Annotated in this window: 31 protein-coding genes; 13 read left to right on the top strand and 18 right to left on the bottom strand. The window is 65.6% G+C overall.

Translation table 11 applies throughout. The features are described from left to right. Positions 1–29 precede the first annotated feature (29 nt). The 4 genes from AC3WUM_RS16270 to AC3WUM_RS16255 all read left to right on the top strand — a co-directional run bounded on the left by AC3WUM_RS16270 (position 30) and on the right by AC3WUM_RS16255 (position 4,674). Complete coding sequence (locus tag AC3WUM_RS16270; RefSeq protein WP_492411374.1) at positions 30–632, top strand: cytochrome c oxidase assembly protein; 603 nt, start codon at positions 30–32, stop codon at positions 630–632. Then, positions 629–1,747 carry a c-type cytochrome gene (locus AC3WUM_RS16265; RefSeq protein WP_492411372.1) on the top strand — a complete coding sequence of 373 codons (1,119 nt, stop codon included), beginning with the start codon at positions 629–631 and terminating at the stop codon, positions 1,745–1,747. Before AC3WUM_RS16270 ends, AC3WUM_RS16265 begins: the two co-directional genes overlap by 4 nt. 426 nt (positions 1,748–2,173) lie before the next feature. Beyond that, a complete protein-coding gene (locus AC3WUM_RS16260; RefSeq protein WP_492411370.1) occupies positions 2,174–2,356 on the top strand; it encodes a hypothetical protein in 183 nt (60 codons plus the stop codon). 5 nt (positions 2,357–2,361) lie between these two features. Beyond that, positions 2,362–4,674 (top strand): FdhF/YdeP family oxidoreductase, encoded by a 2,313-nt coding sequence (locus AC3WUM_RS16255; RefSeq protein ID WP_492411368.1) that lies wholly within the window; start codon positions 2,362–2,364, stop codon positions 4,672–4,674. Between the two features lie 99 nt (positions 4,675–4,773). On the opposite strand, the gene AC3WUM_RS16250 is transcribed toward AC3WUM_RS16255, so the two are convergent. Together AC3WUM_RS16250 and AC3WUM_RS16245 are read right to left on the bottom strand one after the other, a co-directional pair. Next, on the bottom strand, positions 4,774–5,505 hold the full coding sequence (locus tag AC3WUM_RS16250) for a response regulator transcription factor (protein ID WP_492411367.1): 732 nt from the start codon (positions 5,503–5,505) through the stop codon (positions 4,774–4,776). A gap of 182 nt (positions 5,506–5,687) precedes the next feature. Continuing rightward, positions 5,688–5,870, bottom strand: a complete 183-nt coding sequence (locus AC3WUM_RS16245) for a hypothetical protein (RefSeq protein ID WP_492411365.1) — start codon at positions 5,868–5,870, stop codon at positions 5,688–5,690. An 87-nt stretch (positions 5,871–5,957) separates the two neighbouring features. Between AC3WUM_RS16245 and AC3WUM_RS16240 the strand changes: the two genes are divergently transcribed. Continuing rightward, positions 5,958–6,536, top strand: coding sequence for a hemerythrin domain-containing protein (locus AC3WUM_RS16240; protein ID WP_492411364.1), 579 nt, complete (start codon positions 5,958–5,960; stop codon positions 6,534–6,536). A gap of 38 nt (positions 6,537–6,574) precedes the next feature. After that, positions 6,575–7,069 carry a DUF421 domain-containing protein gene (locus AC3WUM_RS16235; RefSeq protein WP_492411362.1) on the top strand — a complete coding sequence of 165 codons (495 nt, stop codon included), beginning with the start codon at positions 6,575–6,577 and terminating at the stop codon, positions 7,067–7,069. Between the two features lie 39 nt (positions 7,070–7,108). Here AC3WUM_RS16235 and AC3WUM_RS16230 read toward each other — a convergent pair whose 3' ends face one another. Then, positions 7,109–7,447 (bottom strand): hypothetical protein, encoded by a 339-nt coding sequence (locus AC3WUM_RS16230; RefSeq protein WP_492411360.1) that lies wholly within the window; start codon positions 7,445–7,447, stop codon positions 7,109–7,111. Here AC3WUM_RS16230 and AC3WUM_RS16225 point away from each other — a divergent pair. Both AC3WUM_RS16225 and AC3WUM_RS16220 read left to right on the top strand, forming a co-directional pair. Continuing rightward, on the top strand, positions 7,446–8,375 hold the full coding sequence (locus tag AC3WUM_RS16225; protein ID WP_492411358.1) for an iron-containing redox enzyme family protein: 930 nt from the start codon (positions 7,446–7,448) through the stop codon (positions 8,373–8,375). The genes AC3WUM_RS16230 and AC3WUM_RS16225 overlap by 2 nt on opposite strands. Positions 8,376–8,428: 53 nt before the next feature. Continuing rightward, the gene (locus AC3WUM_RS16220) at positions 8,429–8,611 is read left to right on the top strand and encodes a hypothetical protein (protein ID WP_492411357.1); all 183 of its coding nucleotides are present in this window, start codon (positions 8,429–8,431) and stop codon (positions 8,609–8,611) included. Between the two features lie 134 nt (positions 8,612–8,745). Here the strand turns inward: AC3WUM_RS16220 and AC3WUM_RS16215 are convergent, their stop codons facing one another. The 10 genes from AC3WUM_RS16215 to AC3WUM_RS16170 form a co-directional block, all read right to left on the bottom strand. Beyond that, complete coding sequence (locus AC3WUM_RS16215; protein ID WP_492411356.1) at positions 8,746–9,633, bottom strand: SDR family oxidoreductase; 888 nt, start codon at positions 9,631–9,633, stop codon at positions 8,746–8,748. A gap of 84 nt (positions 9,634–9,717) precedes the next feature. Further along, on the bottom strand, positions 9,718–10,302 hold the full coding sequence (locus tag AC3WUM_RS16210) for a cysteine hydrolase family protein (RefSeq protein ID WP_492411355.1): 585 nt from the start codon (positions 10,300–10,302) through the stop codon (positions 9,718–9,720). A 122-nt stretch (positions 10,303–10,424) separates the two neighbouring features. Then, positions 10,425–12,011 (bottom strand): ATP-binding response regulator, encoded by a 1,587-nt coding sequence (locus tag AC3WUM_RS16205; protein WP_492411354.1) that lies wholly within the window; start codon positions 12,009–12,011, stop codon positions 10,425–10,427. After that, a complete protein-coding gene (locus AC3WUM_RS16200) occupies positions 12,008–12,886 on the bottom strand; it encodes a sensor histidine kinase (protein ID WP_492411353.1) in 879 nt (292 codons plus the stop codon). The genes AC3WUM_RS16205 and AC3WUM_RS16200 overlap by 4 nt, the downstream gene beginning before the upstream one ends. Beyond that, entirely contained in the window at positions 12,883–13,887 is a 1,005-nt protein-coding gene (locus tag AC3WUM_RS16195; RefSeq protein WP_492411351.1) for an ATP-binding SpoIIE family protein phosphatase, read from the bottom strand. The genes AC3WUM_RS16200 and AC3WUM_RS16195 overlap by 4 nt, the downstream gene beginning before the upstream one ends. An 11-nt stretch (positions 13,888–13,898) precedes the next feature. Continuing rightward, positions 13,899–14,303: an anti-sigma regulatory factor gene (locus AC3WUM_RS16190; protein ID WP_492411350.1), complete on the bottom strand. Its 405-nt coding sequence runs from the start codon at positions 14,301–14,303 to the stop codon at positions 13,899–13,901. Further along, positions 14,284–14,673 (bottom strand): STAS domain-containing protein, encoded by a 390-nt coding sequence (locus AC3WUM_RS16185; RefSeq protein ID WP_492411348.1) that lies wholly within the window; start codon positions 14,671–14,673, stop codon positions 14,284–14,286. The genes AC3WUM_RS16190 and AC3WUM_RS16185 overlap by 20 nt, the downstream gene beginning before the upstream one ends. A gap of 10 nt (positions 14,674–14,683) precedes the next feature. Further along, on the bottom strand, positions 14,684–15,535 hold the full coding sequence (locus AC3WUM_RS16180) for an STAS domain-containing protein (RefSeq protein ID WP_492411347.1): 852 nt from the start codon (positions 15,533–15,535) through the stop codon (positions 14,684–14,686). Positions 15,536–15,779: 244 nt separating this feature from the next. Further along, positions 15,780–16,100 (bottom strand): hypothetical protein, encoded by a 321-nt coding sequence (locus tag AC3WUM_RS16175; protein ID WP_492411345.1) that lies wholly within the window; start codon positions 16,098–16,100, stop codon positions 15,780–15,782. Positions 16,101–16,149: 49 nt separating this feature from the next. Continuing rightward, positions 16,150–16,719, bottom strand: coding sequence for a rhomboid family intramembrane serine protease (locus AC3WUM_RS16170; RefSeq protein ID WP_492411344.1), 570 nt, complete (start codon positions 16,717–16,719; stop codon positions 16,150–16,152). Positions 16,720–16,831: 112 nt separating this feature from the next. Here AC3WUM_RS16170 and wrbA point away from each other — a divergent pair, with 112 nt between their 5' ends. Then, a complete protein-coding gene (gene wrbA, locus AC3WUM_RS16165; protein ID WP_492411343.1) occupies positions 16,832–17,434 on the top strand; it encodes an NAD(P)H:quinone oxidoreductase in 603 nt (200 codons plus the stop codon). On the opposite strand, the gene AC3WUM_RS16160 is transcribed toward wrbA, so the two are convergent. After that, positions 17,431–18,384, bottom strand: coding sequence for a DedA family protein/thiosulfate sulfurtransferase GlpE (locus tag AC3WUM_RS16160; protein ID WP_492411341.1), 954 nt, complete (start codon positions 18,382–18,384; stop codon positions 17,431–17,433). The two genes, wrbA and AC3WUM_RS16160, sit on opposite strands and share 4 nt — an antisense overlap. Positions 18,385–18,554: 170 nt before the next feature. On the opposite strand from AC3WUM_RS16160, the gene AC3WUM_RS16155 reads away from it, so the two are divergent. From AC3WUM_RS16155 to AC3WUM_RS16145, 3 genes are read left to right on the top strand one after another with little or no spacing between them, the layout of a single operon-like run. Further along, complete coding sequence (locus tag AC3WUM_RS16155) at positions 18,555–18,875, top strand: hypothetical protein (RefSeq protein ID WP_492411339.1); 321 nt, start codon at positions 18,555–18,557, stop codon at positions 18,873–18,875. Continuing rightward, the gene (locus AC3WUM_RS16150; protein ID WP_492411338.1) at positions 18,872–20,473 is read left to right on the top strand and encodes a PepSY-associated TM helix domain-containing protein; all 1,602 of its coding nucleotides are present in this window, start codon (positions 18,872–18,874) and stop codon (positions 20,471–20,473) included. Before AC3WUM_RS16155 ends, AC3WUM_RS16150 begins: the two co-directional genes overlap by 4 nt. Further along, a complete protein-coding gene (locus AC3WUM_RS16145) occupies positions 20,470–20,757 on the top strand; it encodes a hypothetical protein (RefSeq protein WP_492411336.1) in 288 nt (95 codons plus the stop codon). Before AC3WUM_RS16150 ends, AC3WUM_RS16145 begins: the two co-directional genes overlap by 4 nt. A 75-nt stretch (positions 20,758–20,832) precedes the next feature. Here the strand turns inward: AC3WUM_RS16145 and dksA are convergent, their stop codons facing one another. Then, entirely contained in the window at positions 20,833–21,756 is a 924-nt protein-coding gene (gene dksA / locus AC3WUM_RS16140; RefSeq protein WP_492411335.1) for an RNA polymerase-binding protein DksA, read from the bottom strand. A 163-nt stretch (positions 21,757–21,919) separates the two neighbouring features. Between dksA and AC3WUM_RS16135 the strand changes: the two genes are divergently transcribed. Further along, entirely contained in the window at positions 21,920–22,951 is a 1,032-nt protein-coding gene (locus AC3WUM_RS16135) for a cyclic nucleotide-binding domain-containing protein (protein ID WP_492411334.1), read from the top strand. 10 nt (positions 22,952–22,961) lie between these two features. Here the strand turns inward: AC3WUM_RS16135 and AC3WUM_RS16130 are convergent, their stop codons facing one another. The 3 genes from AC3WUM_RS16130 to tmk are packed head-to-tail and all read right to left on the bottom strand — an operon-like array spanning position 22,962 to position 24,983. Further along, complete coding sequence (locus AC3WUM_RS16130) at positions 22,962–23,321, bottom strand: PilZ domain-containing protein (RefSeq protein ID WP_492411332.1); 360 nt, start codon at positions 23,319–23,321, stop codon at positions 22,962–22,964. Positions 23,322–23,367: 46 nt separating this feature from the next. Continuing rightward, positions 23,368–24,369, bottom strand: coding sequence for a DNA polymerase III subunit delta' (gene holB, locus AC3WUM_RS16125; protein ID WP_492411330.1), 1,002 nt, complete (start codon positions 24,367–24,369; stop codon positions 23,368–23,370). Then, entirely contained in the window at positions 24,366–24,983 is a 618-nt protein-coding gene (gene tmk, locus AC3WUM_RS16120; protein ID WP_492411428.1) for a dTMP kinase, read from the bottom strand. The genes holB and tmk overlap by 4 nt, the downstream gene beginning before the upstream one ends. Positions 24,984–24,985: the final 2 nt, after the last annotated feature.

The raw sequence follows: 24,985 nt of genomic DNA, 5'->3' as shown, positions 1-24,985 counted from the left end.
GGCTCGCTGCCGGGTTGTGCGGATGCGGCGTGCTCGCGCTGGTCTGGTGCACGAGCCTGCTCGACCCGCTGCCGGCCTTCACCGCACACATGTTCATGCACATGAGCGTGGTTGCCGTCGCCGCGCCGCTGCTCGCGATCGGCCTCGCGGGCTCGCACTTCGATCCCGCGATGCGCTGGGCCTGGCTGCTCGCACCGCTGCCCGCCTCGGCGCTCGAACTCGTCATCGTCTGGGCCTGGCATGCGCCGGCGCTGCACGATTTCGCCCGGCACAGCGCCGGCGGCAAGACGCTCGAGCAAGGCTCGTTCCTGTTCGCGAGCCTGCTCGTCTGGCTGTCGGCCTGCGGCGGCGAGCGAGCGACGCGGCGCCTGCGCGCGGGCGGCGGCATCGCCGGGCTGCTGATGACCTCGATGCACATGACCCTGCTCGGCGCCCTGCTCGCGCTGACGCCGCGCCCGCTGTATCCGCATGAGCACGCGCATCCTGCGGGCAGCGGTCTCGACGCCCTGCAGGACCAGCACCTGGGCGGCGTGATCATGCTGCTGGCCGGCGGCATCAGCTACGCGATCGGTGCGCTGTGGCTGCTCGCGGGCCTGCTGCGTCCGCCGTCCACTCTCGGGCTGCACGCATGAGACCGCTGCTGCTCTGGCTCGCCGAAAAGCCGTCGAAGCGGCTCGGCCTGCTCGCCGTGGCGGCGCTGTTCGTAGCGGCTGCGCTCGCCTTGCTCACCGCAGCCTCCGGCCTGGTGCCGATTGCGGCAAGCAACGGACACTGGCGCATCACCGACTGGTTCCTGCATTACACGATGCAGCGTTCGGTGGCGATGAGAGCGCCGGCCGAGGAGCCGCCCGCCGCCACGCGCCAGCGTCTGCTGCGCGGCGCCGGGGCCTACGAACTGAGCTGCGTGCTCTGCCACGGCGCTCCGGGTCGTCCGCAGGCGCCGTTCTCGCTCGCGATGACGCCGCCCACGCCTTCGCTGGCTCCCAAAGTCGCCGAATGGAGCGATCAGCAGCTGTTCTGGATCGTGCACGAGGGTGTCAAGTACACCGCGATGCCGGCTTGGCCCGCCGCGAGCCGCGAGGACGAGGTCTGGGACATGGTGATCTTCCTGCGCGCGCTCGGCTCGATGCGGAGCGAAACCTATGACGAACTGGTGTTCGGCTCTTCGCAGCAACGCGCGCCGGTCGCCGCGCCCGACGATCTGCGCGACACGATCGAAGTCTGCGCACGCTGCCACGGCGACGACGGCAACGGGCGCGACGGCGCGTTTCCGCGGCTGGCCGGACAGACGCAGGCCTATCTTCTCGAAAGCCTGCGCGCCTACGCAGCGGGCCGACGATACGGTGGCGCGATGCAGTCCGCGCTCGCCGGCTTGTCGGACGGCACGCTGCGGCAACTCGCGGACCATTACGCCGCGCTGCCTGCGAAACTCGTCGAGAGCGAGGCTGGAACCGGCGATGCACGGCGCGGCGAGCGCATCGCACTCGAAGGCCTGCGCGATCGCCGCGTACCGGTCTGCGGTAGCTGCCATGAGCCGAACCATCCACGCAGCGCGCGGATTCCGATGCTGTCGGGCCAGCCCGCGGAATATCTCGCGCAGCAGCTGCGGCTGTTCAAGCAGCAGCGACGTGGTGGCAGTGACCGCGAACATCTCATGCGGCCGGTCGCCTCGATGCTCGAAGACGCCGACATCGACGACGTCGCCGCCTACTACGCCGCTCGGCAAGCGATGGAATCCGCTCATTGAGCGAAGCCGGCGCTCGGGGTCGTTCCTTCCTCACTACAGGGCAAGCAGCTGACGGATCGTCGATGTCAGTCGATGAATTCGGGGTGTCAGTCGCTGAATCTTTCGTGTCAGCTTAAGAATTTGGCATGTCAGTCGACGAAAACTTCGTGTCAGCCCGTGAATCCGACACGTCAGACGACGAAACCGTGGTGTCAGCCGGTGAATTCGACGTGTCGGTCGACGAAACCAAGGTGTCAGCTGTCTGATCCGACGTGTAAATCGACGAAACCACCCGTGTCGGCCGCGAAACCGACCGATCGATCCTCGAAACCCCGGTGTCGATTCCGTCATCGACGCTTCCAGGTCCCGTAAGGCCGCTGAATTCACGCGCGGTCCTGTTCTCCGCTTCTACCGTGAGCGCTCATTCCATGCTCCGCGGAGAGCCTCATGGACGGCTCGTCAGCCACGCTCCCGATTCTCTACAGCGACGATCTCGAAAAGCCCGGCGAGGACGAGCAGCAGGTCATCGCCGAACTCGTGGAGACCATGCTCATGCGGGCGCGGCGTCCGGCCTGCGAAATGTCGACGCGCTTTCGGCGCGAGCACAGCGGCTGTCCGGTCCGGGGCTGATATCCATGCCCGGCAAGACGCGCAAGCCCTCGTTCAAGCCCTACTCCGGCCCTGCGGGCGGCTGGGGATCGGCGAAATCGGTCAACCAGATCCTGCGTCACGAGCGTGTCTACATCGAGGGTGCTAAAACCCTCGTCGAGCAGAACCGCCCCAGGGGCTTCGCCTGCGTGAGCTGCGCCTGGGCCAAACCGGCCAAGCCGCACGCGCTCGAGTTCTGCGAGAACGGAGCCAAGGCGACAGCCTGGGAGATCACGCCGAAGCGCGTCGGTGCGGCGTTCTTCGAGCAGCATCGCCTGAGCGAACTCGAGCAGTGGTCGGACTACGAGCTCGAAGCGCAGGGCCGCCTGACCGAGCCCTTGCGCTGGGATGCGAGCAGCGATCGCTACCTGCCCGTGAGCTGGGAACAGGCCTTCGCCGAAATCGGCGCCGAGCTGCGCGCTCTCGATCCGCGAAGTGCGGTGTTCTATGCATCGGGCCGCGCCTCGCTCGAAACCGCCTACATGTGGGCGCTCCTGGCCCGGCTCTACGGCAACAACAACCTGCCGGACAGCTCGAACATGTGCCACGAAAGCACATCGGTTGGTCTGCCGCAGAGCATCGGCGTACCCGTGGGCACCTGCACGCTCGAGGATTTCAACCAGACCGACTGCATCCTGTTCTTCGGCCAGAATGTCGGCAGCAACAGTCCGCGACTGTTGCACGATCTGCAGCAGGCTGCGCAGCGCGGCGTGCCGATCATCACCTTCAATCCACTCAAGGAACGCGGGCTCGAACGCTTTCGCAATCCGCAATCGCCGCTGCAGATGCTCGGCGCGCCGGCCACACGCATCAGCTCGCAGTATCACGCGGTCAAGGCCGGCGGCGACACCGCGGCGATACTGGGCATCAGCAAGGTCTTGCTCGATCTCGACGACACCGCGAAAGCCGCCGGCGAGCCGCGCGTGCTCGATGTCGATTTCATCGCCGAGCACACGCAAGGATTCGAAGCCTACGCCGACTGCGTGCGCCGCACCGGCTGGGACGAGATCGAAGCCGAAAGCGGACTCTCGCGCGCCGCGCTCACGGAGGCCGCGAGCACCTATGCCAAGGCCGACAAGGTCATCGGCGTCTACGGCATGGGCCTCACGCAACATCGGCTCGGCGTGCAGAACGTGCACATGATCGTGAACCTGCTGTTGCTGCGCGGCATGATCGGCAAGCCCGGTGCGGGCGTCTGTCCTGTGCGCGGGCATTCGAACGTGCAAGGCCAGCGCACCGTCGGCATCACCGAAAAGCCCGAGATGGTGCCGAACAACAAGCTGCGCGAGCTCTACGGTTTCGAGCCGCCGATGCACAAGGGACTCAACACCGTCGAAGCCTGCGAAGGCATGCTCGACGGTTCGGTGCGCGCCTTTCTCTCGCTGGGCGGAAACTTCATGCGCGCGATTCCGGATACGCAGGTGATGGAGCCGGCCTGGCGCCGCCTGCGGCTGTCGGTGCAGATCGCGACCAAGCTCAATCGCAGCCACGTGATCCACGGCGAGATCGCCTACCTGCTGCCCTGCCTCGGGCGCATCGACATCGATCGCCAGAACGGCGTCGAGCAGGTGGTTTCGGTGGAAGACAGCACCGGCTGCATGCATGGCTCGCGTGGACAGGTCGAGCCGCCAGGCCCGCTCGTGAAGTCCGAGCCCGCGATCGTCGCGGGCATCGCACTGGCGACGCTGCCGCCGAACCCGAAAGTCGATTGGGCCGCCTGGAGCAGCGACTACTCCAAGGTGCGCAATGCGATCGCCGCGACGTATCCGGAGATCTTCCACGATTTCAACGATCGCCTGTGGGAGCCCGGCGGCTTCCATCGTCCGTTGCCGGCACGAGAGCGCCAATGGAAGACCGACAGCGGCAAGGCCAACTTCATCGCGCCGAAATCGCTCGACACCGATCCGGACATGCCGCTCGACGGGCGCGCGGAAGTTCTGCGCCTGATCACTTTGCGCAGCAACGATCAGTTCAACACCACCGTCTACGGCTACGACGATCGCTTTCGCGGCATCGTCGGGACGCGCATGGTGCTGCTGATGAACAGCGCCGACATCGCGCGGCTCGGTCTGACCGATGCGGATGTGGTCACCGCAAGCACCTGGTCTGCCGACGACATCACGCGTGAAGTCTCCGGGCTACGGGTCGTCGCCTACGACATTCCGTCGGGTTGCTGCGCGGGCTATTACCCGGAGCTCAATGCGCTGATCCCGCTCTGGCATCACGCCGAAGGCAGCAAGGTGCCCGCCGCAAAGTCGATCCCGATCCGCCTTCGCGCCATGTTCCGCTCACGGGTGTGACCGAGCCGAAGTCCGACTACGAACTCCAACAAGAAAGGCCGCTCGAAAGAGCGGCCTTTTCCGATTCAACCAATGCTGCGATTTAAGCGGTCGTCCCGCTCAAACGGCCGCCTTGGCCATGAAACCCGAAATCTTGTCCACCGTACGTTCGTCCTGCGGACGTTCGACTCCCCAGCTGTAGCCCGATCCGCGATAGGTGGTGATCGGAGCGATCGTACCGTCGGGATCGAGCTTCTTGCGAAGACGACGGACGAAGACTTCGATCACGTTACTGTCGCGCTCTTCGTCACCGCCGTACAGGAAGTTGGACAGCGCATCCTTGGAAAGCACCTTGCCGGCGTGCGTGACCAGATGCTCGAGCAGGTTGTACTCGTAGCTCGTGAGTTCCACGGGCTGGCCATTGACGCTGACCGACTTCGCGGCGGTGTCGAGCGCATACGGACCGCTTTGCAAAACCGACTTGGGCTGCGTGTTTGAACGGCGCAGCAGCACCTTGACGCGGGCGACGAGTTCCTCCTTCTGGAACGGCTTGACGAGATAGTCGTCCGCTCCGGCCTCGAGGCCCTCGACCTTCGACTGCCAGCCGTCACGCGCGGTGAGGATCAGTACCGGATACACACGCCCCGCGCGCCGCACTTGGCGGATGATGTCGATGCCAGACACATACGGAAGACCGACGTCGACCACCGCGACATCGATGCCGTCTTGGATCGCCACATCGATGCCGCTGCGTCCGTCGTGCGCACCGATGACCTCGAAGCCGGCCTCGGCCAGGCAGCCCGAAATGTTGTCTCTCAGCTTAACGTCGTCTTCGATTACGAGTGCCCGCACAGTTCCTCCGTGATGCGATATGAAGATGATGAAAGGATGAATAACCGGCGCGAAATGAGCTTCGACTGAACGAAAGCACTCGATGACTGCGCGCAGCACCCGAAACGCGCGGCGCGCCATCGGCGTTCGTTCACGGCAAACGGTGATGCTGGCGCAAGCGAGCCCGGGTATCACGCCTCTCCTTACCGGCCGTCTACGCGGGCACCAGGGCGTTCGTCTAACTTTTCGCAGTCGGCCTTCGACGAGTTCAAGAACACGCAGGTGACGATGACCGCGCTGCGTCCAGGACGGATATCGCCTTCGTCAATATCGATCGCATCGTCGATCAGGAATCGCTGGTTCGACGGAGCGCCGCGTGAAGCCATCGCCGATTCAGCGCCCTCGCCTAGGCTGCAGCGCAGGAAGTTCGACGCGAAAAACCCAGGTCCACTTCGCAAACCAAGGAAATCGCCATGTCCATCGTCGATAAGATCGTATCCGCCGTCACGCCGCCCGAAACCCGCCATGCCCGTGAGAAAGCCCGCCGTCAGGCCATCGCCGAGGCGGTGCCGGGCAGCTGGTTCGCGATGGTGCTCGACCACCATCAGCAGATCGAAGCAGCCTTCGATGCGGTCGAAAAAGCCAGGACGCCCGAGCAGCGGCGCGCCACGCAGAAGTGGCTCTCGATCCTGCTTGCGGGCCATTCCATCGCCGAGGAAGTCACGCTGTATCCGGCCATGGCCTCGCATGGCGAGAAACTACGGACCGAGCTCGCCTATCAGGAACAGAGCGCAGCCAAGGGCGAAACCGCGGCGCTCGACGAGCTCGATCCGATGAGCCAGGACTATGTCGACAAGCTCGGCCATATCCGGGGCGCCGTCGAGCATCACATGTACGAGGAAGAGCACACCTGGTTCCGCAAGCTGCAGGAAAAGGCTTCGCCTGAAACCATGGAACGCCTGACGCGCCTCTATGCCGAAAGCTTCGAGCGCTACGTGGGCGACGACACGTCCGCGAGCGTCATCAAGGCCTACAAGGCGCAGACGCATTAGGCGATTCCGTGTTTCCGCGAAGACGGAAATCCTGAGCCGTGCTCGAAAAAATCGTCAGCGTCGATTGGCAGGCGCTGATGATTCCGGATTCGAGCGTGGCCGAAATGGTCTTGCGCGGTACGCTGACCTACTGGTTTCTGTTCCTGATCCTGCGCCTGTTCAGGCGGCCAACCGGGCAGCTCGGCATCGCCGATGTGCTGCTGATCACGATACTCGCGGACGCCTCGCAGAACGCGATGGGCGGCAATTACGAATCGATCAGCTCGGGCTTCGTGCTGATCGCGACGATCGTGTTCTGGGATCGCCTGATCGACCATCTTGCCTATCGCTACCGCTGGTTCACACCGGTGGCCGAACCGCCGCCGGCCGTGCTGATACGCGGTGGCCAAGTGCGGCAAGACGCTCTGCGCAAGCACAAGATCAGCGACGAGGAACTGCTTTCACACTTGCGCGAGCAAGGCGCGGAAAGCCCGGCCGAGGTGCGGCTTTGTCTGCTCGAAAGCGACGGCCGCATCAGCGTGCTGCGGCAGTAGACAAGGCAGTCGACGCGACAAGATCGCGCCGGTCTCCATTCACAGTTGGCTGCCGATGCTGATCCCCTCACCGGCGTAATGACGCTCGTGGCGGCTTTGGCAGTCGATGCAGCGCGCAGCTGCTGGATTCGCTTCGAGCCACTCGCCGTTCCCGACCGAAGTCACACGAGCACCGTTGAGGGACAGCGCGGCTTCAGCCCGCAGGCGCTTCGTCCCCTCGTTGGCCTCGACGAGCAAAAGCGCCTGATGCCGGGCGGCGAGTTCGATTTGAAGCGGATCGCCATTCGAGTTCATGGGATGGACAGCGCTTGCAGACAAGCTAGTGAAACACGCCACGGCGTAGCCGCAGCACCCATTATTACTACGAGAGGTCTTCATGAACCCGATCCATTCCACTTCGCGCTTGCATCGCATCGGCAGCGAGCGTTTCCACCGCGATCTCGCGCAGAAAAATGTCGGTCGACTGCAAGCCCGGCTGCCGACGCCCGATTGGGAATTCGAGCTCGAGAGTGAAATGCAGCTTCGGCGCATGGACATCGAACTCATCGAGTCGCAGCGACGCGAGCTCGCCCCGCTGCTGCAGAACGTACCGACCGACGTCGATGGCTTCATGAAGTGGTTCGAAGGGCTGCGCGAGCACGGGCCCGGACAGGGAGATGCGCTGTTTCCCTGGTTGGCAGAGCAAGCGACTATGGCGCAGATGCGCTGGTTCCTGACCCAGGAAGTGGCCGGAGAAGCGGGCTTCGACGATCTGGTGGCGCTGACGCAGCTCGGTCTCGCTCCGCAACCCAAGCTCGAACTGGCCCGCAACTATTGGGACGAGATGGGCCGCGGTCGCGAGGAAGGCATGCATGGCCTCATGCTCAGCGCGACCGCGCGCGAGCTGGATCTCCAGCCGAAGATCGAAACCACGGTGCACGAGGCACTGGCGCTGGCCAATACCATGCTGGCGCTGGCGGCTCATCGTCGCTATGCCTACCAGTCCATCGGTGCACTGGGCGTCGTCGAGCTAACGGCGCCGACGCGAGTCTGCAAGGTCGATGAAGGCCTCAAGCGACTTGGCATTTCGGCGCAAGGGCGCCGCTATTTCACCTTGCATGCGGGGCTAGACGTGCGCCATTCCGAAGCCTGGAATCGCGAGGCGATCCGCCCCATCGTCGCCGAAAATCCGCAAGCCGCCCTCGCGATCGCCGAAGGCGCGCTGATGCGTCTGCGCTGCGGAGAGCGCTGCTTCATGCGTTATCGCAAGGAGCTGCGACTGCCGCCGACCGAAGCGGCTGCGAACCCCGCTGCCCGTGCGGCCTGATTTTTTCTCGCTCGAAGCATCGAGCACCATTCGTGCAGACAGGAGGATTCCTCATGGCACAGCAACAGCATCGCGGACCCGGAGCACGCAAAGTCGAACTCGAGCGCCGGCTCGACGAAAACGAGAAGACCGTCAGCCGCGGACTGGCATCGAACGACGACGATCCGAAACAGGGCCCAAGTGCAAGACAGCAGCAATCCAGCCGATCTGACCAATCCGTCCGCGCACGCCGATGAGCGAACAGATCAGGACAGCTCTATCGGACGATACGATCCACTGATCCCACCCCCGCCCCAATACGGCGAAACGAAAACGGCCGGAGCATCACTGCCCCGGCCGTTTTTCTGATGCCACGTTCTGCGCGGGATTTTCAGATGGGAGTCTGTCCGCCCGTTGCGCCGAAGACCTCGCCCGTGACATAGCTCGCATCGTCCGACGCCAGGAACACGAACAGCGTGGCCTGCTCCACCGGTTGCGCCGGCCGCTTGAATGCCGTGTGAGACCCGAACTGCTTGACGAAATCAGGGTCCAGCGTCGACGGAATCAACGGGGTCCAGACCGGCCCCGGCGCGACGGCATTGACGCGAACGCCCTTGTCCGCGAGCAGGCCGGCCAGACTCTTGGTCATGCTCGAAATAGCGGATTTGGTCGCGGCGTAGAACAGCAGGTTCGGTGTGGGAGACAGCGCCTGGATCGAACTCGTGTTGATCACGCAGGCGCCGGGACGCAAATGAGCGGCCGCCGCCTGGGTCAGATAAAAGACCGGAAACACGTTGGTCTTGAACGTGATCTCGATTTCGTCGAGTGGAATCTCCTCGAACTTCTCGTAGGAGCGCTGATAGGCCGCATTGTTGACGAGGATGTCGAGGCTGCCGAACTCCGACACGGCTGTCTCCACGAGCGATTTGCAGAATGCCGGATCACTGACGTCGCCATTGACCGCGATCGCTTTGCCGCCGAGCTTCTCGATCGTCGCCACCGTCTTGGCGGCGTCTTCCGCGTCGTCGGGCAAGCCGTTGATGACGACACTTGCGCCCTCCTGCGCATAGAGCAACGCAACCGCGCGGCCGATGCCGCTGTCGCTGCCCGTGATCAGAGCCACCCGCCCTTGCAACTTGCCGCTCGCCCGGTAACCGGACTCGCCATGATCGGCCGGCGGGTTCATCGCCCTTTCCTTGCCCGGAGGCGACGTCGGTTGTTGCGGGAACGGAGGCTTGGGGCCGAGTTCGCGTGGATCCTTGAGTGACGTTGCTGACATGATGATCCTCCTTGATCGAATGTCGGGATAACGTGAGAGCAATGTAAGAGCAAACGACATTCCCGCACGCAACGGGTAGCGGCACTAGCGCCAGCGTTCGAGAATTTCGGCGCTGTCGGCCAGGTCGATCTGGTGGCTGTAGCGGCGCTCGTAGAGCGTCAGCAGGGCATCGTGGGTGGCGTCGTTGGCGCTGCATAGCGCATCGCGCGCGATGACGACGCGATAGCCCAGATCGACCGCGTCGAGCACGGCGGCCAGCACGCAGACATCGGTTTCGGCACCCGACACGATCACCGTCTTTGCGCCCCGCTCCTGCAATATGGCTTGCAGCCGGCTGCGCTCGAACGGCGAATACGCGGGCTTGTCGATCACGGTCGCGGGTGGCACCAGCGCGGCCAGGGGCTCGACGAGATCGACCAGCTTCGGATCGAGCCGCTCGAGCGTGACGTCGCGCCAATGCTCATAGAAATCGCGCCAGCGTCCGCGCGCCTGCTGCGGTGTCTCGGGCGGAACGAAGCGCGTGAACAGTGTTTTCTCGGGATGCGCTTCGGCCAGCCGTGTGACGACCGGCAGCACGCGCGACATCCACGGTGTTTCCCAAGGTCCGTTGCGATCGAAGAGCCGCTGCATGTCCACGCAAACGTGGACCGCGTCGGTGATGGCGTCCATGTCGTTGGCTCCTGTGCTCGCCGCTTGCCTGCGCGAATTGCGTGAGCAAACGCGAGCGACGGGGATGCTTAGTGACACAGCGTGCCGGAACCGGACATGACTCCATCGAGCCCGCTTTTTTTCTAGCGGCTGCGATTTCCGGTGCGGCCGGCCAGCGACGCGACGGCCGCGACGAGCTCCTGCGGATCGGCAGGCTTGGCGAGATGCATCTGATAACCGGCGAGCAGCACCGAACGGCGGTCTTCCATGCGCGCGAACGCCGTCAGCGCGACGGCCGGAAGCTGCGCCGCGCCGAGCCCCGAACTGCGGATCTTGCGAATCAGCTCATAGCCGTCACGCGGCGACATGCCGATGTCGCTGACGAGCACCTGCGGAGCGAATTCGTCTAGCTGGGCGAGCGCGGTGTCGACCTCGCTGCATTCGAGCACCTCGGCGCCGGCTTCACCGAGCACGCGGCCGACGAGGAGGCGCGCATCGTCGTCGTCCTCGACGATCAGCACGCGCAAGCCGCTCAGCGAATGATCGCTCGTGAACGAACTCTGCACCGACAGGGTCGCGGCTTGCTCGGCATCGGGCTGAAGCGAGGTCGCCGGCAACAGCACCGAGAACATGGCGCCCTCGCCTTTGCCACTGCTGTGCGCCGAAACCGAGCCGCCGTGCATTTCGACGAGATGCTTGACGATCGACAGCCCGAGCCCGAGCCCACCGGCCGCGCGCGCACTGCCGCTCTCGCCCTGACGGAAGCGATCGAAAATGTGCGGCAGGAACTCGGGCTCGATGCCGCGACCGCTGTCCGAGACCACGACGCGAACCTGATGCTCGTCGTTGTGCACTTCGGCGCGGACGTTGCCGCCCTTGGGCGTGAACTTGATCGCGTTGGAGAGCAGGTTCCAGAGCACCTGCTGGATGCGCGCGCCATCGGCGAGCACTACGGCGTGCGCGGCCTCGCCGGTGAATTCCAGGCGCACGCCCTTGGCCTCGGCGGTGGAGTGCACGCCCTCGATCGCCGTTTCGAGCGCGGCATTCAGATCGAGCAGCTCGATGTCGAGCCGCATCTTGCCCGAGGTGATGCGCGAGACGTCGAGCAGATCGTTGATGAGCTGCGCCTGCAGGCGCGCGTTGCGCTCGATCGCCTGCAGACCCTGCCGCTGATCCGCGCCCTGCGTCTGCCGCGCCAGCACTTCGGCCCAGCCCAGAATGGCGTTGAGCGGCGTGCGCAGTTCATGGCTCAGAGTAGCCAGGAACTCGTCCTTGAGGCGGTTTGCGCGCTCGGCCTCCGCGCGCGCGGCGCGCTCGCTCTCGAGCAACTGCTCACGCTCGGCTTCAGCCTTGCGCGCACGCAGGAAGGCCTTGACGGTGGCGACCAGCACGCGCGGCTCGACCGGGTGCGTCAGATAGCCGTCGGCGCCCGCGTTGAGGCCGGTGACCTTGGAGCCTTCGTCGACGAAGCTCGCGGACAGGTGCACGATCGCGACGCGCGCCGTATCGGGCCGCTCGCGCAGGGTCTGGCAGATTTCGAAGCCGCTCAGATCCGGCAGATTGATGTCGAGCACGACCAGATCGACACGTTCGTCCGCGAGCCTGAGCGCATCGCCGCCGGTTCCGGCTTCTCGCAGATTGAAGCCTTCGGCGCGCAGCACGCGCGAGGTCGAATAGCGTGTGGCCGGATTGTCGTCGACGACCAGGATGGTGAAATCCGCGGGCTTCATTCCGCAGTCCCGCTTGCGCTGCCTTCGAGTCGCAGCGGCAGCCGCACCCAGAAGCAGGAACCGCGGCCGACCTCGCTGATGACGCCGACCTCGCCACCGAGCAGCTCGGCGAACTTCTTCGACAGCGCCAGGCCGAGGCCCGCACCGCGATAGCGCTTCTGGATCGGCGAATCCACCTGCGTGAAATCCTGGAACAGGGCGCTCTGATATTCGGGCGCGATGCCGATGCCGGTGTCGCTGACCGAGAACTCCACGCGGTCTCCGTCGATCGCCTTGGCGGCCACACGCACCTCGCCTTCGGAGGTGAACTTCAATGCGTTGGCGATGAAGTTGCGCATGATCTGCGAGAGCTTGCGATCATCGGTGTAGACACGCTCGAGACCGACGGGCTCTTCGAAGATCAGCGCCACCGCGGTTTCGCCGACCAGCGGCTTGAACATGCCGCGCAGTGTCGAAAACAGGTCGACCATCTCGAACCAGGCCGGCGAGATGTTGATCTTGCCGGCTTCGACGCGTGCCAGATCGAGCAGATCGCCGACCATGTCGCTGAGCTCTACGGCCGAAGTCTGGATGAAGCCGACCTGCCGCTTCTGCTCGTCGCCGAGCGGCCCATCGAGCTCATCGAGCAGGATGCGGGCGATTGAGCGGATCGAGCTCAGCGGCGTCTTGAACTCGTGGCTGATGTAGGACAGGAAACGGCTCTTGAGCTCGGCCGCATCGCGCAACTGGGCGGCCTTGTCTTCGAGCTCGGAGTACAGGGCGACGACGCCGAGATTGGTTTCGGCGAGCTCGGCGTTGAGCAGCTCGATCTGCACCTCGCGCTGCGCGAGCAGCTCGCGCAGTTCGGCGATCGAGACGTCGGAATCCGCGTTCATGCCTCGGCCTGCCTGAGCACCACGATCGTGGCATCGTCGCGCTCTCTCGCAAAATCGCGGAACAGCACGGCGGCGATGATCGCCGGGTGGCGCGCGGCCAGCCCCGGATAGTCGTCGAGCTTCCAGCGGGCCGAAACGCCGTCCGAATGCATCACGAGCAGGCCATTCTGCTTCCAGGCGTAGTCGAAGCTCTGCAGGCGCTTCATCTGCGCGCCGACGGTGCCGTTGTGCGAGATCAGCCCCTGGTTGCGCTCGCCGACCAGCGTGCCGCTGATGTTGCCGACGCCCGCATAGCTCAGCACACCGCGCGAGCGATCGAGCAGCGCGCAGGCCACCGCGCCGCCGCGCGTCGACGACAGCTTCTCGTTGGCGCGCTGCAAGCTCGCGACCGGCGGCCAGGGGGTCGCCTCGAAAGCGGCCTTTGCGGCCAGCGCTGCCTGGTGCGCAAGCAGGCCATGACCGAGTCCGTCGACGACCATCAGCGCGATGTGGTCTCCGCTCGCCACGAGCGACCAGCCATCGCCGCAGACCGGCTCGCCATGTAGCGCCACACTGACCGCGCCGAGTTCGAACGAGGCGGCGGCCGCCAGCGAGCCACGCGGTGAAACCGCCACGCGCGCGACGACGACGGTGCCCTTGCCGAGCTGCGAATAGAGGTCGAAGAACACCGACAGGCGACGCACCGCGCCGAGGCCATTGCCCGCCGTACCGCGCGTCGAGTAGCCGTCGCTCAGGCACAGCGCGGTGTCGCCCATGCCGGGTCCGGAATCGAACGCGACGAGTTCCACCACTGGCTGTCCGGACTGATCGAGAACCTGTATGAGCAGGCTGCCACCGCCGCCGTGGCGAACCAGATTGGTCGCGAGTTCGGATGCGACGATGGCGACGCGGCCGGCGTGGGTTTCGTCGGCACCCGCCTCGACCGCGATCTGCGTGGCCATGCGGCGCGCAGAGCCGATCGCGCTCGCGTCCGTGATCGCCATGCGACGCTGCTGAGTCATGGGGCTCGGTATCACTTCCAGCGGGTGATCGTGACGGTGGTCCCCTGACCCACAGCTGTCTGCAATTCGAACTCGTTGACGAGGCGCTTCGAACCGGTGAGCCCCTTGCCGAGCCCGTTGCCGGAGGTCCAGCCATCGGTCATCGCCAGGCCCAGATCCGGAATCCCCGGTCCGCGATCTTCGAAACTCAGCCGCAGGCCTTTGCGCACGCCGTCGTCGAGCAGTTGCCAGTGCATGTCGCCGCCACCGCCGTAGATCAGCGTATTGCGCGCGATCTCGCTCGCGGCCGTCACCATCTTGGTCTGGTCGACGAGCGAGAAGCCGATCTGCTGCACAAGCTTGCGCACGAGCTGGCGGCTCAGGACGATGTCCTGCTCCGAGCGCACCGGAACGACGTCAGCCGCGGTGACGGCCATCGACGTCCTCCCAGGAATCCATATCCATCCTGAGCAGGCGCATGCCGCGCTCGACGTTGAGCGCGGTGCGCACACCGGTCAGGCTCAGGCCGAGTTCGACGAGCGTGATCGCCACCGCCGGCTGCATGCCGACGAGCACCGTGCGCGCATCGAGCAGGCGCGACATCGCCGAAATGTCGGCGATCATGCGGCCGATGAACGAGTCGACGATTTCGAGCGCCGAGATGTCGATCAGCACACCCTTGGCGTTCTTCTTCGAAATCATCGTGGTGAGGTCTTCCTGCAGGGTCAGCGCGAGCTGATCGTGCATGTCGACCTGGATGGTGACGAGCAAGAACTCGCCCATGCGCAGAATCGGAATGCGCTCCATGGCAAACGACTCAGGCGCGCGTCACGTTGAGGCCGACGCGCTTGATCGCGAGCGCGAAGGCATCGGCGAGCGTGGCCTTGGTCGCGACCGCGCCGAGCTCGACGCCCAGATGCACGATGGTCTGCGCGATCTGCGGGCGGATGCCGCTGATGATGCAATCGGCGCCCATCAGGCGAATGGCGGTGACGGTCTTGAGCAGATGCTGGGCGACCAGCGTATCGACGGTCGGAACGCCCGTGATGTCGATGATCGCGAGTTCCGCTTCGGTCTCGACGATGCGCTGCAGCAGCGTTTCCATCACCACCTGCGTGCGCGCCGAATCGAGCGTGCCGATCACCGGCAGCGCCAGGATGCCGTCCCAGAGCTTGACGACCGGCGTGGAGATTTCGAGCAGATCCTGCTGCTGGCGATTGATGACGTCTTCGCGCGAGCGCTGGTAGGTTCTGGCCGTGTGCAGACCGAGCGCATCGAGCAGCTCGGTCACCGCCCAGACGTCCTCGGCGAGCCCTGCGGCGTCGTCCTTGTAGAGGCGGCGCATCGAATCGAAGATCGGCCGCTTGAGCGAGAAGATGAAGGTGGCGGTTTCGTCGAAGCTGAAGCCCTGTACCGCCCGGCTGCGCGAAACCTCTTCAAGAAAATCGCGCAGCGGTGATGGCTTGGCCGGCATGGCCGAGGCCAGATTGCCACCCTGCGTGGCCGCGGCGAGCAGGCGCATGAACTCGGTGGTTTGCTGATGCAGGGCGGCTTCACTGATGCGCCCGCCACCGGTGGCGACGATCTGGCGCAGCTCGTTGAGCCACTGCTGATGGATGGAAGACGAATCGTCAGACAGCAGCAAACCCAGCTTTGAAGCGAACGCCATCGCTCAGCCCTCGTCGTGTTTTTAAGTTCGGATTTTTTGACAGCTCTTAATAGCTGTTTCGATCGAGTCTATCACGCGATCCTTAACGTACTGATCAGGCGCGCGAACGCAGCAAATGCCGTTACCGGCGTGTATTTGCGACTCTCGCCGTTCACGAGACGAGGCTCGTCGGAGGCTCGTCGAGCGCGTCGACCGGAGGATCGATCAGCAGATCGGAAGAGAGCTTCCGGCGATCACGGCGCGTTCAATCGGTCCGCGTCTTGGCTAGGCGGGCGCGCCAGGCCGGCAGCTCGGCGAGCTGCAGCAGGCCGAGCATGTAGCCCATCTGCAAGGCGCCTTCGAGCTCGCCGGGCCGGCAATCGTTGCGGATCATGCGGCGCAGCTGCGCTTCGGCCGCCTTGCGCATGCCGGCCGGGGTTTTCGCCTGCAGGTCGGCCTGGTGCCGCATCCGATAGAGCTTCTGCCTGAGCGCACCGCTCATCGCGCCATCGGCACTCTTGGGGCGTCCGCGGCCGCGCTTCGGAGCATCGGTCGACGGGTTCTGGCTTTCGTCCGTTCTTTTCATGCGCGCGTGGTGTCACTCATTAGTTGTCACGAGTGACGATAATAAGCGATCAGGTCCTGCGCGCCTTCCAGTACCAGGCCAGCGCGAGGCCACCGACGAGGCCGCCGAGGTGCGCGAAGTGCGCCACGCCGTTGATGGTGCCGGTTACGCCGGTATAGAGCTCGAACAGCGCATAGAGCGTGACGAAGACCGGAGCCGGCAGCGGTACCGGAAAGAAGATCAGCATGACGCGCCGGCTCGGGAACAGCAGCGCGAACGCGCCGAGCACACCGAACAATCCGCCCGAGGCGCCGACGGTGGGCTGCGCCTCGGCAGCCGCCGAAGTCACCAGCAGCTGCGCGAGGCTCGCGGTGACGACGCTGGCCATGTAGAGATTCACGAAGCGCGCGGAGCCGATCTCGCGCTCGACGTCGCGCCCGAACATCCACAGGCCGAACATGTTGGCCGCCAGATGGCCGACGCTGCCGTGCAGGAACGCGCAGGTGATGATCTGCCAGGGCGCGAAGCCGCCGCCGAGCGGCCACAAGGCGTAGCCCGGAAGCAGCGATTGGGGATCCTGCAGCTGCAAGCCGAAGACCACGATGTTGATGCCCAGCAGCAGATAAGTCACCGGCGTCATGCTTGCCCTCTTCGTATGTGCGGTTCGCGAAGCTTGCTCATGCCTTGCTCAGCTGCGCTCCCGACACTGGACGCGGCCGGCACATCGCCGGCGTACGGAAACGGAGCGAACGATGGCCAAGGTTCTCGTCTTGTACTACAGCATGTATGGTCATATCGAAACCATGGCCAAGGCGGTCGCCAAGGGCGCCGCCGAAGTGCCTGGCGTCGAGGTCGACATCAAGCGCGTGCCCGAGCTCGTTCCGGCCGACGTGCTCGCCAAATCCGGCGCGAAAACCAACCAGGATGCGCCGATCGCGCGCATCGACGAGCTGCCGAACTACGATGCGATCCTGTTCGGCACGCCGACGCGGTTCGGCAACATGACCGCGCAGATGCGCAACTTCCTCGACCAGGCCGGTGGCCTCTGGGCCAAGGGCGCGCTGATCGGCAAGGTCGGCAGCGTGTTCACCTCGACCGCCACCCAGCATGGCGGCCAGGAGAGCACGCTGCTGACGTTCCATCCGACCTTGCTGCATCTGGGCATGATCGTCGTCGGCCTGCCGTACAGCGAGCAGCGGCAGATGGGCCTCGACGAAATCAAGGGTGGATCGCCGTATGGGGCAAGCACGATCGCCGATGGCGACGGCTCGCGTCAGCCTAGCCAGATCGAGCTCGGCATGGCCGCATTCCAGGGCCGGCATGTGGCCCAGATCGCGGCCAAGCTCGCGGCCTAAACCGTCGCCGCCTGCAGCGGATGCAGCTCCCCGCCCTGCTCGCGCCAGGCGTCGATGCCGCCGAGCAGCGGCCGCACGTTGTCGAAGCCGAGCTTTCTGAGCTGCTTGGCGATCAGCGCCGCGCTGATTTCGTTCGGACACGCGCAATAGACCACGATGCAGCGCTTGCGATCGACGCCCGCCATCGCCTGCTCGAGCGCGCCGAGATCGAGCAGCATCGAGCCCGGAATCAGGAACGGATCATGCTGCCGGCTCTCGGCCGAGCGCACGTCGATGATCACGGGCCCGGTCTCGGCCGCCATGAGTTCGTAGAGCTCGCTGACCGACACCCGGCTTGTCTCTAGGTCGCGCAACAGCTTGCGCCGGCGGCTCCAGCGCCAGGCCGTGAAGCCGAGCAGGATCAGCAGGGCCGCGCTGCCGATTCCGAGCCCGAACTGATGCAGGACGAGCAGCAGGGCGTCGACCTGGTTCGCGAACCAATGGCCGAGCAGCAGGCCGCAGCCGATCCACAGGGCGACGCCGATCGCGTCATGCGCGACGAAGCGCGTGAACGGAGTGCGCGCGGTTCCCGACATCGGGACCGAAACCACCGATAGTCCCGGCACGAAGCGGGCGATCAGCAATATCCGCACGCCGCTGCGCGAAAAGAAGCTCTCGGTGCGACGCACGCAGGTATCGCGCGACAGCGAGACCCGGCACAACAGCCGCAGCACCTGGAAGCCATAGCGCCGGCCTGCGAAAAACCAGGCGATGTCCCCGGCCAGCCCGCCCGCGAATGCGCTGGCGAAGCTCGCGGCCACGATGCTCGCGGGCTGGGAACTGCCGGCGGCGACGCTGCCCGCGTAAATCAGCGCCGGCATCGTCGGAACCGGCAAGCCCAGCGAAGCCGCGAGCACACACAGTCCGGCCAGCACGGGGGCAAGCACGCTGGGGTCTATGGAGCTGAGCATGGGACGGTCGATCCACCGATGAAACTGGCGCTGATTCTGAGGTCGAATCGCGCGCTTGCAAGTGCCGGATTCAGCGTCGGGCGGTGCCTGTGCAGTCCTGCGCGAACCTGGCATTGCGAATATTTCGCATTTACACTGGCATCTCATCTGCTGGACGCCTCTTGTCCCACATGGCTCATCCCCGTTCCCCCGCCACATCGAGTCCGTGGCCCAAGCGTGCCTGGGCGCGCGGCGTACTCGCCGGCCCGCTGGCCTTCCTGACCGCCGGCGTGATCATGGCCGGCGGCACCGCCTGGTTGCCCAAGGGCGCCGCGCAGATCGACAACATCGCGCTGCCGATCGGCTTCTTTCCGTTGATCTGGGCGGCCGTTTTCTTCTACACGAGCCTCGATCGCAGGCTAGGCCGGGCATATCTCGTGACCTTCGCCTTGCTGCTCGTCAACGCCGGACTCGCAGCGCTCGTCTACGTCCGTGCGGGAGCCGCCTCATGATTCGCCTGTCCCAGGACAACGCCAAATCGCTGCTCGCCATCCACGGCTGGAGCGGCGCCCTGCTCGGCCTGCTGCTCTACGCGGTGATCCTGACCGGCGTGATCGCGGTGTTCGCCGACGAGATCGGCGGCTGGTCGAGCCCGCTGCAGCACGAGCCCGCGGCTGCGCTGCCCAAAGGCATCGGAGCCAAACTGGCCGAGCTGTCGACGCAGGTCGACGAGCAGTATCACGACGACCTGTTCTTCTTCCCGCAGGCCGGCGGGCGCATCCGCACCTTCTTCCACAAGGACATCGTCGTCGACGGCCAGCCGAGCGCCGAGGGCGTGGAATTCGACCTCGACCCGAACACGCTCGCCGTGCTCGATCGCCGCGAGGGCATCAGCGAGGCGATCCAGGAGCACAACACTCCAGCTGCGCTGTCGGCCTTCCTCATCGACCTGCACGTGCGCCTGCACGTGCCGAATCCCTGGGGCCTGCTGCTGACCGGCGCGCTCGGCCTGGCGATGATGGTGGCCGCGGTCAGCGGGCTGGTCGTGCACCGGCACCTGCTGCGCGAGCTGTTCACGATCCGCCGGCGCCGCCAGGATTTGCTCGCCAAGCGCGATGCGCACGTGATCGCGGGAACCTGGAACCTGCCATTCGCCTTCATCCTCGCGTTCACGGGAAGCTTCTTCAGCTTCGCGAGCACGGTGGGCATTCCGGTGGTGGCGATGGTGGCTTTCGGCGGCGACCAGGAAAAGCTCATCGAAACCCTCGTCGGCGTCCCGCCGGCCGAAGACAAGACGCCCAGGCCGCTCGCCGATCTCGACGCGATGATCGCCGATGCGCACTCGCGCGTCGGCGTCGAGCCGAGCTTCGTCAGCATCGCGCACTACGGCCGGGCCGATGCGCGCGTGAACGTGTTCACGCCGCCGTCCGAAGGCCATGTCTCCTCGAACAACCTCGTCTACGACGGCGCCAGCGGCGCCTTCATGCACCAGAAGCCGGGCCTGGGCCTAGTGCCCTCGGCCGGCGGCCTGCTGTTCGACCTCATGGGCCCACTGCATTTCGGCAATTTCGCCGGCGTGCTGTCCAAAGCGGTCTGGTTCGCGCTCGGCTTCGCGGCCTGTTACGTCACGCTGACCGGCATGCTGCTGTGGACCATGCGCCGTGCCGAATCACCGGCCTGGCAGCGTCTGGCTCGGGCAACGATCTGGGTCGGTTACGGCCTGCCGCTGTCGCTCGCCGCCTCGCCGATCGGCTTCTTCATCGGGCGCTCGCTCGGCCTCGTCGAACTGCACGATTCGATGGCAAGCGCGTTCCTGAGCGCCGCCGCGCTCGCCGGCGTGCTCGCGCTGAGCCTGCGCGATCTCGAAAGCCTGCGCCGCGTGCTGCTCGCGGCGACCGGGCTCGTGTTGCTGTCGCTGCCGCTGTTGCGGCTCGCGACCGGCGGCCCGGGCTGGGCATCGGCGCTCGCCAACGGACTGCTGCCGGTGTTCTCGCTCGATCTGGCGATGCTCGTCGGCGGCGTGCTCTGCGGCCTTGCCGCGCGCAAGTCGAACGCCCGACTCGCCGCCGCGGCCCGTAGCGGCATCGAGACCGAGAGCCAGCTCGCATGAGCCCGACCCTGATCTGGGCACTGGGCGCCATCGTCGCCAGCGCCATGCTGCTGACGCCCCTCGCCCTGCGCGATCCGAAACGCCTGCGCAGCCTTCGTGCGACCCAGCGTGTCGCGATGGGTTCGACGATGCGCACCATGCTCGGCTACGGCAGCCTGCTGCCTGGAATCGCGACGATCGCCGCGGGCCAGTGGCCGGCTTTTCTGATCTGGCTCGGCGCCGTCGCCGCGATCGGCTGGGGCCTCGCCCAGGGCTTCGCGATCAACTCGATGCGCGGGCACTGAAAAACGGGCGCAACGCATGAACGAAGAGGGCGCCTTGCGGCGCCCTCTTTTTTTGCTCGACCAGCGTCGAACCGATCAGCGATCGCGATACTGCGATTCGGCGCGCTCGTCCTGGCCCTTGATGTCGACGCAGACCGTCGCGGTCGGGCGCGCGAGCAGGCGGGCGATGCCGATCGGCTCGCCGGTCTTTTCGCAGTAGCCGTATTCCTTGTCGCGAATGCGCTTGAGCGCGTCTTCGATCTTGCGCAGCAGCAGCGACTCGCGCTCGCGCAGGCGCAAGTCGAGCCAGTGCTCTTCTTCGGCGCTCGCGCGGTCGGCCGGATCGGCGAACACTTCGCGTTGATGCAGGCGTTCCTTGACCTCGAGTTCGCGGGCGAGCACCTCGCTCCGCATCTGCAGCAGGCGCTCACGGAAGAACACGAGCTGCTCGTCGCTCATGTACTCGGAGTTCGGAGCATTGCGGATCTGTTCTTCGCTCAGCAGGCCGGCGATCACAGGCGCCTTGGAAGACTTGGAAGCTTTGGCGGCGGACTTCGTTGGGGTGGCCACAGGGGCAACGGCTTCCTTGGAGGCGGACGTCATTTTGGCAATTCTTCCTGGTGCGGCCGCAGGTGCTGCGGCTGACTTAGCGGATGTGGATGCAACTTTCGTGGCAGCTGGGAGTGTCGGCGCCGATTTTTTTGCCGTTTCTTTGGCAGGCGAACGAGCGGCGGGCTTGGTCTCGGCTTTTGCGGCCCCGGCTGTCTTGGACGTTGCGGACTTCTTGGAAACGGACGAGATGGGTGCGGGCTTCCGGGGAGACTTGGCGGCGGCGGATTTTGCGGTTGCGGACTTTGCCGTTTGCTGAACCCCCTTGCTGGCGGGAGCGCCTTTCGCCGGAGCGGCGACTTTCTTTGCGCCCTTGGCGGGCGGAGCTTTTTTCGCGACGGCTTTTGCGATGACCTTCTTGGAGCTCTTTTCTTTAGAGCCGGATGACTTCGTACCTTTGCTGGACGCCATAGAGCCTCTCCATGACCAATTACAGCGAAAGAGCCAGCTTGCGCGGCATTACGCCCCACGCCGCACTCGATTCCCATCGAACGACGTGATCCATTTCAAGCTATGCAATACAGCATTGTGGCACAAAAGACCGGTCAGACAAGTGCAGCCGGAGCGCCCTACCATGCCCGTCAATCCCGATCTTTTCAAAGCCTTCGCCGCACTTCGTCGCCTGCGGACCGAGGGCGTGGCTCAGCTGGCCAGGCATGCCGAGCGCAGTCGGCACGAGGCCGGCAGCTGGCTGTTCCGCCGCGGTCAGCAATCGACCCAGGCCCTGTTCCTGCTGCATGGCATCGTCCAGATCGAAGATGAGCACGGCCGGCCGCTCGCCGAACTGCGCGGCTCGAGCGCGTCGGCCAGCGATGCCTTCGGCACCGAGTCGCCGCAGACGACGAGTGCCCGCTGCATCAGCGACGTGCTCTGCCTGCGCATCGATGCGAGCCTGCTCGAAATCACCCTGAGCTGGGATCAGTCCAGCGGCGTCGAGGTCGCCGAGATCGGCGGCTTCGGCGATCGCGACTGGATCTTCCGGCTGCTGCAGACCCGCACGATGCAGCAACTGCCGTCGCCTCACCTGCAGGCCTTGTTCATGGCGATGCAGCCCTTCGACGTCTGCGCCGGAACCCGCATCATCGAGCAAGGCGCACACGGCGATTACTTCTACGTGATCGACGAAGGCGAATGCCGGGTGCTGTACGAGCGCGGCTCCGATGTCGAGCCCGAACTGCTCGCCCGCTTCACGGGGGGCGACTGCTTCGGTGAGGAGGCCTTGATATCGGGCGCACCGCGAAGCGCGACCGTCGTCGCGAACCGGGCGAGCCGGCTGCGGCGCATCGATCGGGCCAACTTCCTGAGGCTGCTCAACGAGCCGCTGACGCGGAGCATCGGCCTCGATCACGCCTTGGCGCGCATCTCGAAACGGCAAGCGCTATGGCTGGACCTGCGCGCCGACGACAGCGCTCCGCTCGAACACGGCATTCGCATGCCGGCGCATCTGCTGCGCAGCCGCAGCGAGCAGCTCGATCCGGAGCGTGAATACATCTGCGTCTGCGAGAACGGCTTCAGGAGCCGGGTCGCGACCTTCCTGCTGCAGCAGCGCGGAATCGGCGCGTTCGCGCTCGAAGGCGGTTTCGAAGCGCTGAATCTTCAGGGCTGAAAGCCGAGCATCACATCGTGTGCGTCGGCCTGTCCGCCGTCAGCGCACCGGCCAGGATCGACTCGATCTTCTTCTGCGTCGCACCGCCGTCCTGCGCGCTGAACTGCACGCCGATGCCCTGGGCACGCTTGCCCTGCGCGGCGCGTGGCGTGACCCAGACCACCTTGCCGGCCACCGGCAGGCGTTCGGCGTTGTCCATCAGCGTCAGCAGGATGAAGACCTCGTCGCCGAGGCGGTATTCCTTGCTGGTCGGAATGAACAGGCCGCCGTTCTTGATGAACGGCATGTAGGACACGTACAGCGCGCTCTTGTCCTTGAGGTTCAAGGTCAGGATGCCGGGCTGCACGCCTGTGGGTCGCTGGGGAGTCATGGCCTCCGCACTATCCGCAAACCGCCGGGTTGCCGCAAGACTGGGCTCAGGCGCTCACGGCCGGGCGCGTCATCGACCAGCGCCACCAGGCGATCATGAGCGATTCGAGCACCTGCTGCGGCGCCGCGTTGGAACGCAGGCGGCGCTGGCTTTCGAGCGCCTCGTCGATGAGCTGCTGCAGACCGTTGATGCTGATGCGCGCCGCGATCGCACCGATCTCACCGCCCGCATCGCCCGCGACGCGCTGGCGCAGCACTTCTCCGAGGAACACCACGAGCGCCGACAGCCAGACCGACGCGAGTTCGCGATCCTTGCCGACGCTCGTCGCGGCCGCGAGCGGCGCTTTCTTCTGCGACCAGACGTCGAGCCAGTCGCGGCGCCATTGCATCTGCTGCAGCAGCAGCCCGTCGCGATGAAACGCGAGCGCCTTGAGCGGAGCACCCGATGCGAGTTGCAGCGCCTCGGCCGGCAGCTTGGGCTCCTCGTAGCGCAGCCAGGCCAGCGCATCTTCCTCGGACGGCACGGTGAAGCGCAGTCGCTGGCAACGGCTGCGCAAGGTCGCGGCGAGCGCCATCGGGCGCTCGGAGACGAGGATCAGATGCGTCGCGGGCGGCGGTTCTTCGATGGTCTTGAGCAGCGCGTTGACGCCGGCGACGTTCATCGCATCGGCCGGATCGATGACCGCCACTTTCGCGCCACCGTAATGGCTGCTCAGCGCGAGTCTGGCGCTCAGATCGCGCAGCTGGTCGATGCTGATGTCGCGCTTGTCCTTGCCGGTCTTCTCGTCGTGATCGACGCGGATCCAGTGCAGGTTCGGATGCGTGCCCGAGGCCAGCTGCAGACAGCTGCGGCATTGGCCGCAGGCGTAGCCATCCGGCCCCGCCGCTTCGCAGATCAGGCCGTAGGCGAGCGCACGCGCGAAGTGCCGCTTGCCGACGCCTTCGGGCCCGGCGAACAACAGCGCATGCGTGAGCCGGCCGTTGTTGCGCGCCTCGTTGAGGCCGGTCCAGAGTTCGCGCTGCCAAGGCAGGGCTTCGATGCGGCTCACAGTCGCTGCTCCAGAATGTTCTTGATGCGCTCGCTCACCGCATCAGGCGGCAGGCTCGCATCGATCACCACGCAGCGCTGCGGCTCGCCGTCCGCGCGATCGAGATAGGCCTGACGCACACGCTGCATGAAAGCCAGCGTCTCGGCTTCGAAGCGATTGGCGTCGCCGCGCCGGTGCGCACGCGCGAGCCCGACGCCCGGCTCGATGTCGAACACCAAGGTCAGATCGGGCCGCAGATCGCCGAGCACCATCTGCTCGACGGCCGCGAGTTTGTGCGCTTCGACGCCGCGGCCCGCGCCCTGATACGCCCAGCTCGCGTCGACGAAACGATCGCAGACCACATCGCAGCCGCGCTGCAGCGCAGGCAATACGGTCGCCTGCAGATGCGCCGAGCGCGCCGCGAAGATCAGCAGCAGTTCGGTGATCGGAGCGACACCCTCGCTCCAGTCCGCGAGCACGACCTGGCGAATCGCCTCGGCCAGCGGAGAGCCGCCGGGCTCGCGCGTCATCACCACCTCGCGTCCGCGTGCGCGCAACCAGTCGCCGATGAAACGCGCCTGCGTGGTCTTGCCGGCGCCCTCGCCGCCTTCGAGCGTGATGAGTCGGCCGCGCACGG

Source organism: Hydrocarboniphaga sp. FW305-C-57, from assembly GCF_058783045.1.
Note: the sequence above shows the minus strand (reverse complement) of the source record. Positions and strands in the feature narration are given on the sequence as shown.

What these genes read in the sequence shown, in the direction of transcription:
- AC3WUM_RS16265 (WP_492411372.1), top strand. Translation starts at nt 629, where the DNA reads ATGAGACCGCTGCTGCTCTGGCTCGCCGAAAAGCCGTCGAAGCGGCTC.
- AC3WUM_RS16260 (WP_492411370.1), top strand. Translation starts at nt 2,174, where the DNA reads ATGGACGGCTCGTCAGCCACGCTCCCGATTCTCTACAGCGACGATCTC.
- AC3WUM_RS16255 (WP_492411368.1), top strand. Translation starts at nt 2,362, where the DNA reads ATGCCCGGCAAGACGCGCAAGCCCTCGTTCAAGCCCTACTCCGGCCCT.
- AC3WUM_RS16245 (WP_492411365.1), bottom strand. Translation starts at nt 5,870, where the DNA reads ATGGCTTCACGCGGCGCTCCGTCGAACCAGCGATTCCTGATCGACGAT.
- AC3WUM_RS16240 (WP_492411364.1), top strand. Translation starts at nt 5,958, where the DNA reads ATGTCCATCGTCGATAAGATCGTATCCGCCGTCACGCCGCCCGAAACC.
- AC3WUM_RS16225 (WP_492411358.1), top strand. Translation starts at nt 7,446, where the DNA reads ATGAACCCGATCCATTCCACTTCGCGCTTGCATCGCATCGGCAGCGAG.
- AC3WUM_RS16230 (WP_492411360.1), bottom strand. Translation starts at nt 7,447, where the DNA reads ATGAAGACCTCTCGTAGTAATAATGGGTGCTGCGGCTACGCCGTGGCG.
- AC3WUM_RS16220 (WP_492411357.1), top strand. Translation starts at nt 8,429, where the DNA reads ATGGCACAGCAACAGCATCGCGGACCCGGAGCACGCAAAGTCGAACTC.
- AC3WUM_RS16215 (WP_492411356.1), bottom strand. Translation starts at nt 9,633, where the DNA reads ATGTCAGCAACGTCACTCAAGGATCCACGCGAACTCGGCCCCAAGCCT.
- AC3WUM_RS16210 (WP_492411355.1), bottom strand. Translation starts at nt 10,302, where the DNA reads ATGGACGCCATCACCGACGCGGTCCACGTTTGCGTGGACATGCAGCGG.
- AC3WUM_RS16205 (WP_492411354.1), bottom strand. Translation starts at nt 12,011, where the DNA reads ATGAAGCCCGCGGATTTCACCATCCTGGTCGTCGACGACAATCCGGCC.
- AC3WUM_RS16200 (WP_492411353.1), bottom strand. Translation starts at nt 12,886, where the DNA reads ATGAACGCGGATTCCGACGTCTCGATCGCCGAACTGCGCGAGCTGCTC.
- AC3WUM_RS16195 (WP_492411351.1), bottom strand. Translation starts at nt 13,887, where the DNA reads ATGACTCAGCAGCGTCGCATGGCGATCACGGACGCGAGCGCGATCGGC.
- AC3WUM_RS16190 (WP_492411350.1), bottom strand. Translation starts at nt 14,303, where the DNA reads ATGGCCGTCACCGCGGCTGACGTCGTTCCGGTGCGCTCGGAGCAGGAC.
- AC3WUM_RS16185 (WP_492411348.1), bottom strand. Translation starts at nt 14,673, where the DNA reads ATGGAGCGCATTCCGATTCTGCGCATGGGCGAGTTCTTGCTCGTCACC.
- AC3WUM_RS16180 (WP_492411347.1), bottom strand. Translation starts at nt 15,535, where the DNA reads ATGGCGTTCGCTTCAAAGCTGGGTTTGCTGCTGTCTGACGATTCGTCT.
- AC3WUM_RS16175 (WP_492411345.1), bottom strand. Translation starts at nt 16,100, where the DNA reads ATGAAAAGAACGGACGAAAGCCAGAACCCGTCGACCGATGCTCCGAAG.
- AC3WUM_RS16170 (WP_492411344.1), bottom strand. Translation starts at nt 16,719, where the DNA reads ATGACGCCGGTGACTTATCTGCTGCTGGGCATCAACATCGTGGTCTTC.
- wrbA (WP_492411343.1), top strand. Translation starts at nt 16,832, where the DNA reads ATGGCCAAGGTTCTCGTCTTGTACTACAGCATGTATGGTCATATCGAA.
- AC3WUM_RS16160 (WP_492411341.1), bottom strand. Translation starts at nt 18,384, where the DNA reads ATGCTCAGCTCCATAGACCCCAGCGTGCTTGCCCCCGTGCTGGCCGGA.
- AC3WUM_RS16155 (WP_492411339.1), top strand. Translation starts at nt 18,555, where the DNA reads ATGGCTCATCCCCGTTCCCCCGCCACATCGAGTCCGTGGCCCAAGCGT.
- AC3WUM_RS16150 (WP_492411338.1), top strand. Translation starts at nt 18,872, where the DNA reads ATGATTCGCCTGTCCCAGGACAACGCCAAATCGCTGCTCGCCATCCAC.
- AC3WUM_RS16145 (WP_492411336.1), top strand. Translation starts at nt 20,470, where the DNA reads ATGAGCCCGACCCTGATCTGGGCACTGGGCGCCATCGTCGCCAGCGCC.
- dksA (WP_492411335.1), bottom strand. Translation starts at nt 21,756, where the DNA reads ATGGCGTCCAGCAAAGGTACGAAGTCATCCGGCTCTAAAGAAAAGAGC.
- AC3WUM_RS16135 (WP_492411334.1), top strand. Translation starts at nt 21,920, where the DNA reads ATGCCCGTCAATCCCGATCTTTTCAAAGCCTTCGCCGCACTTCGTCGC.
- AC3WUM_RS16130 (WP_492411332.1), bottom strand. Translation starts at nt 23,321, where the DNA reads ATGACTCCCCAGCGACCCACAGGCGTGCAGCCCGGCATCCTGACCTTG.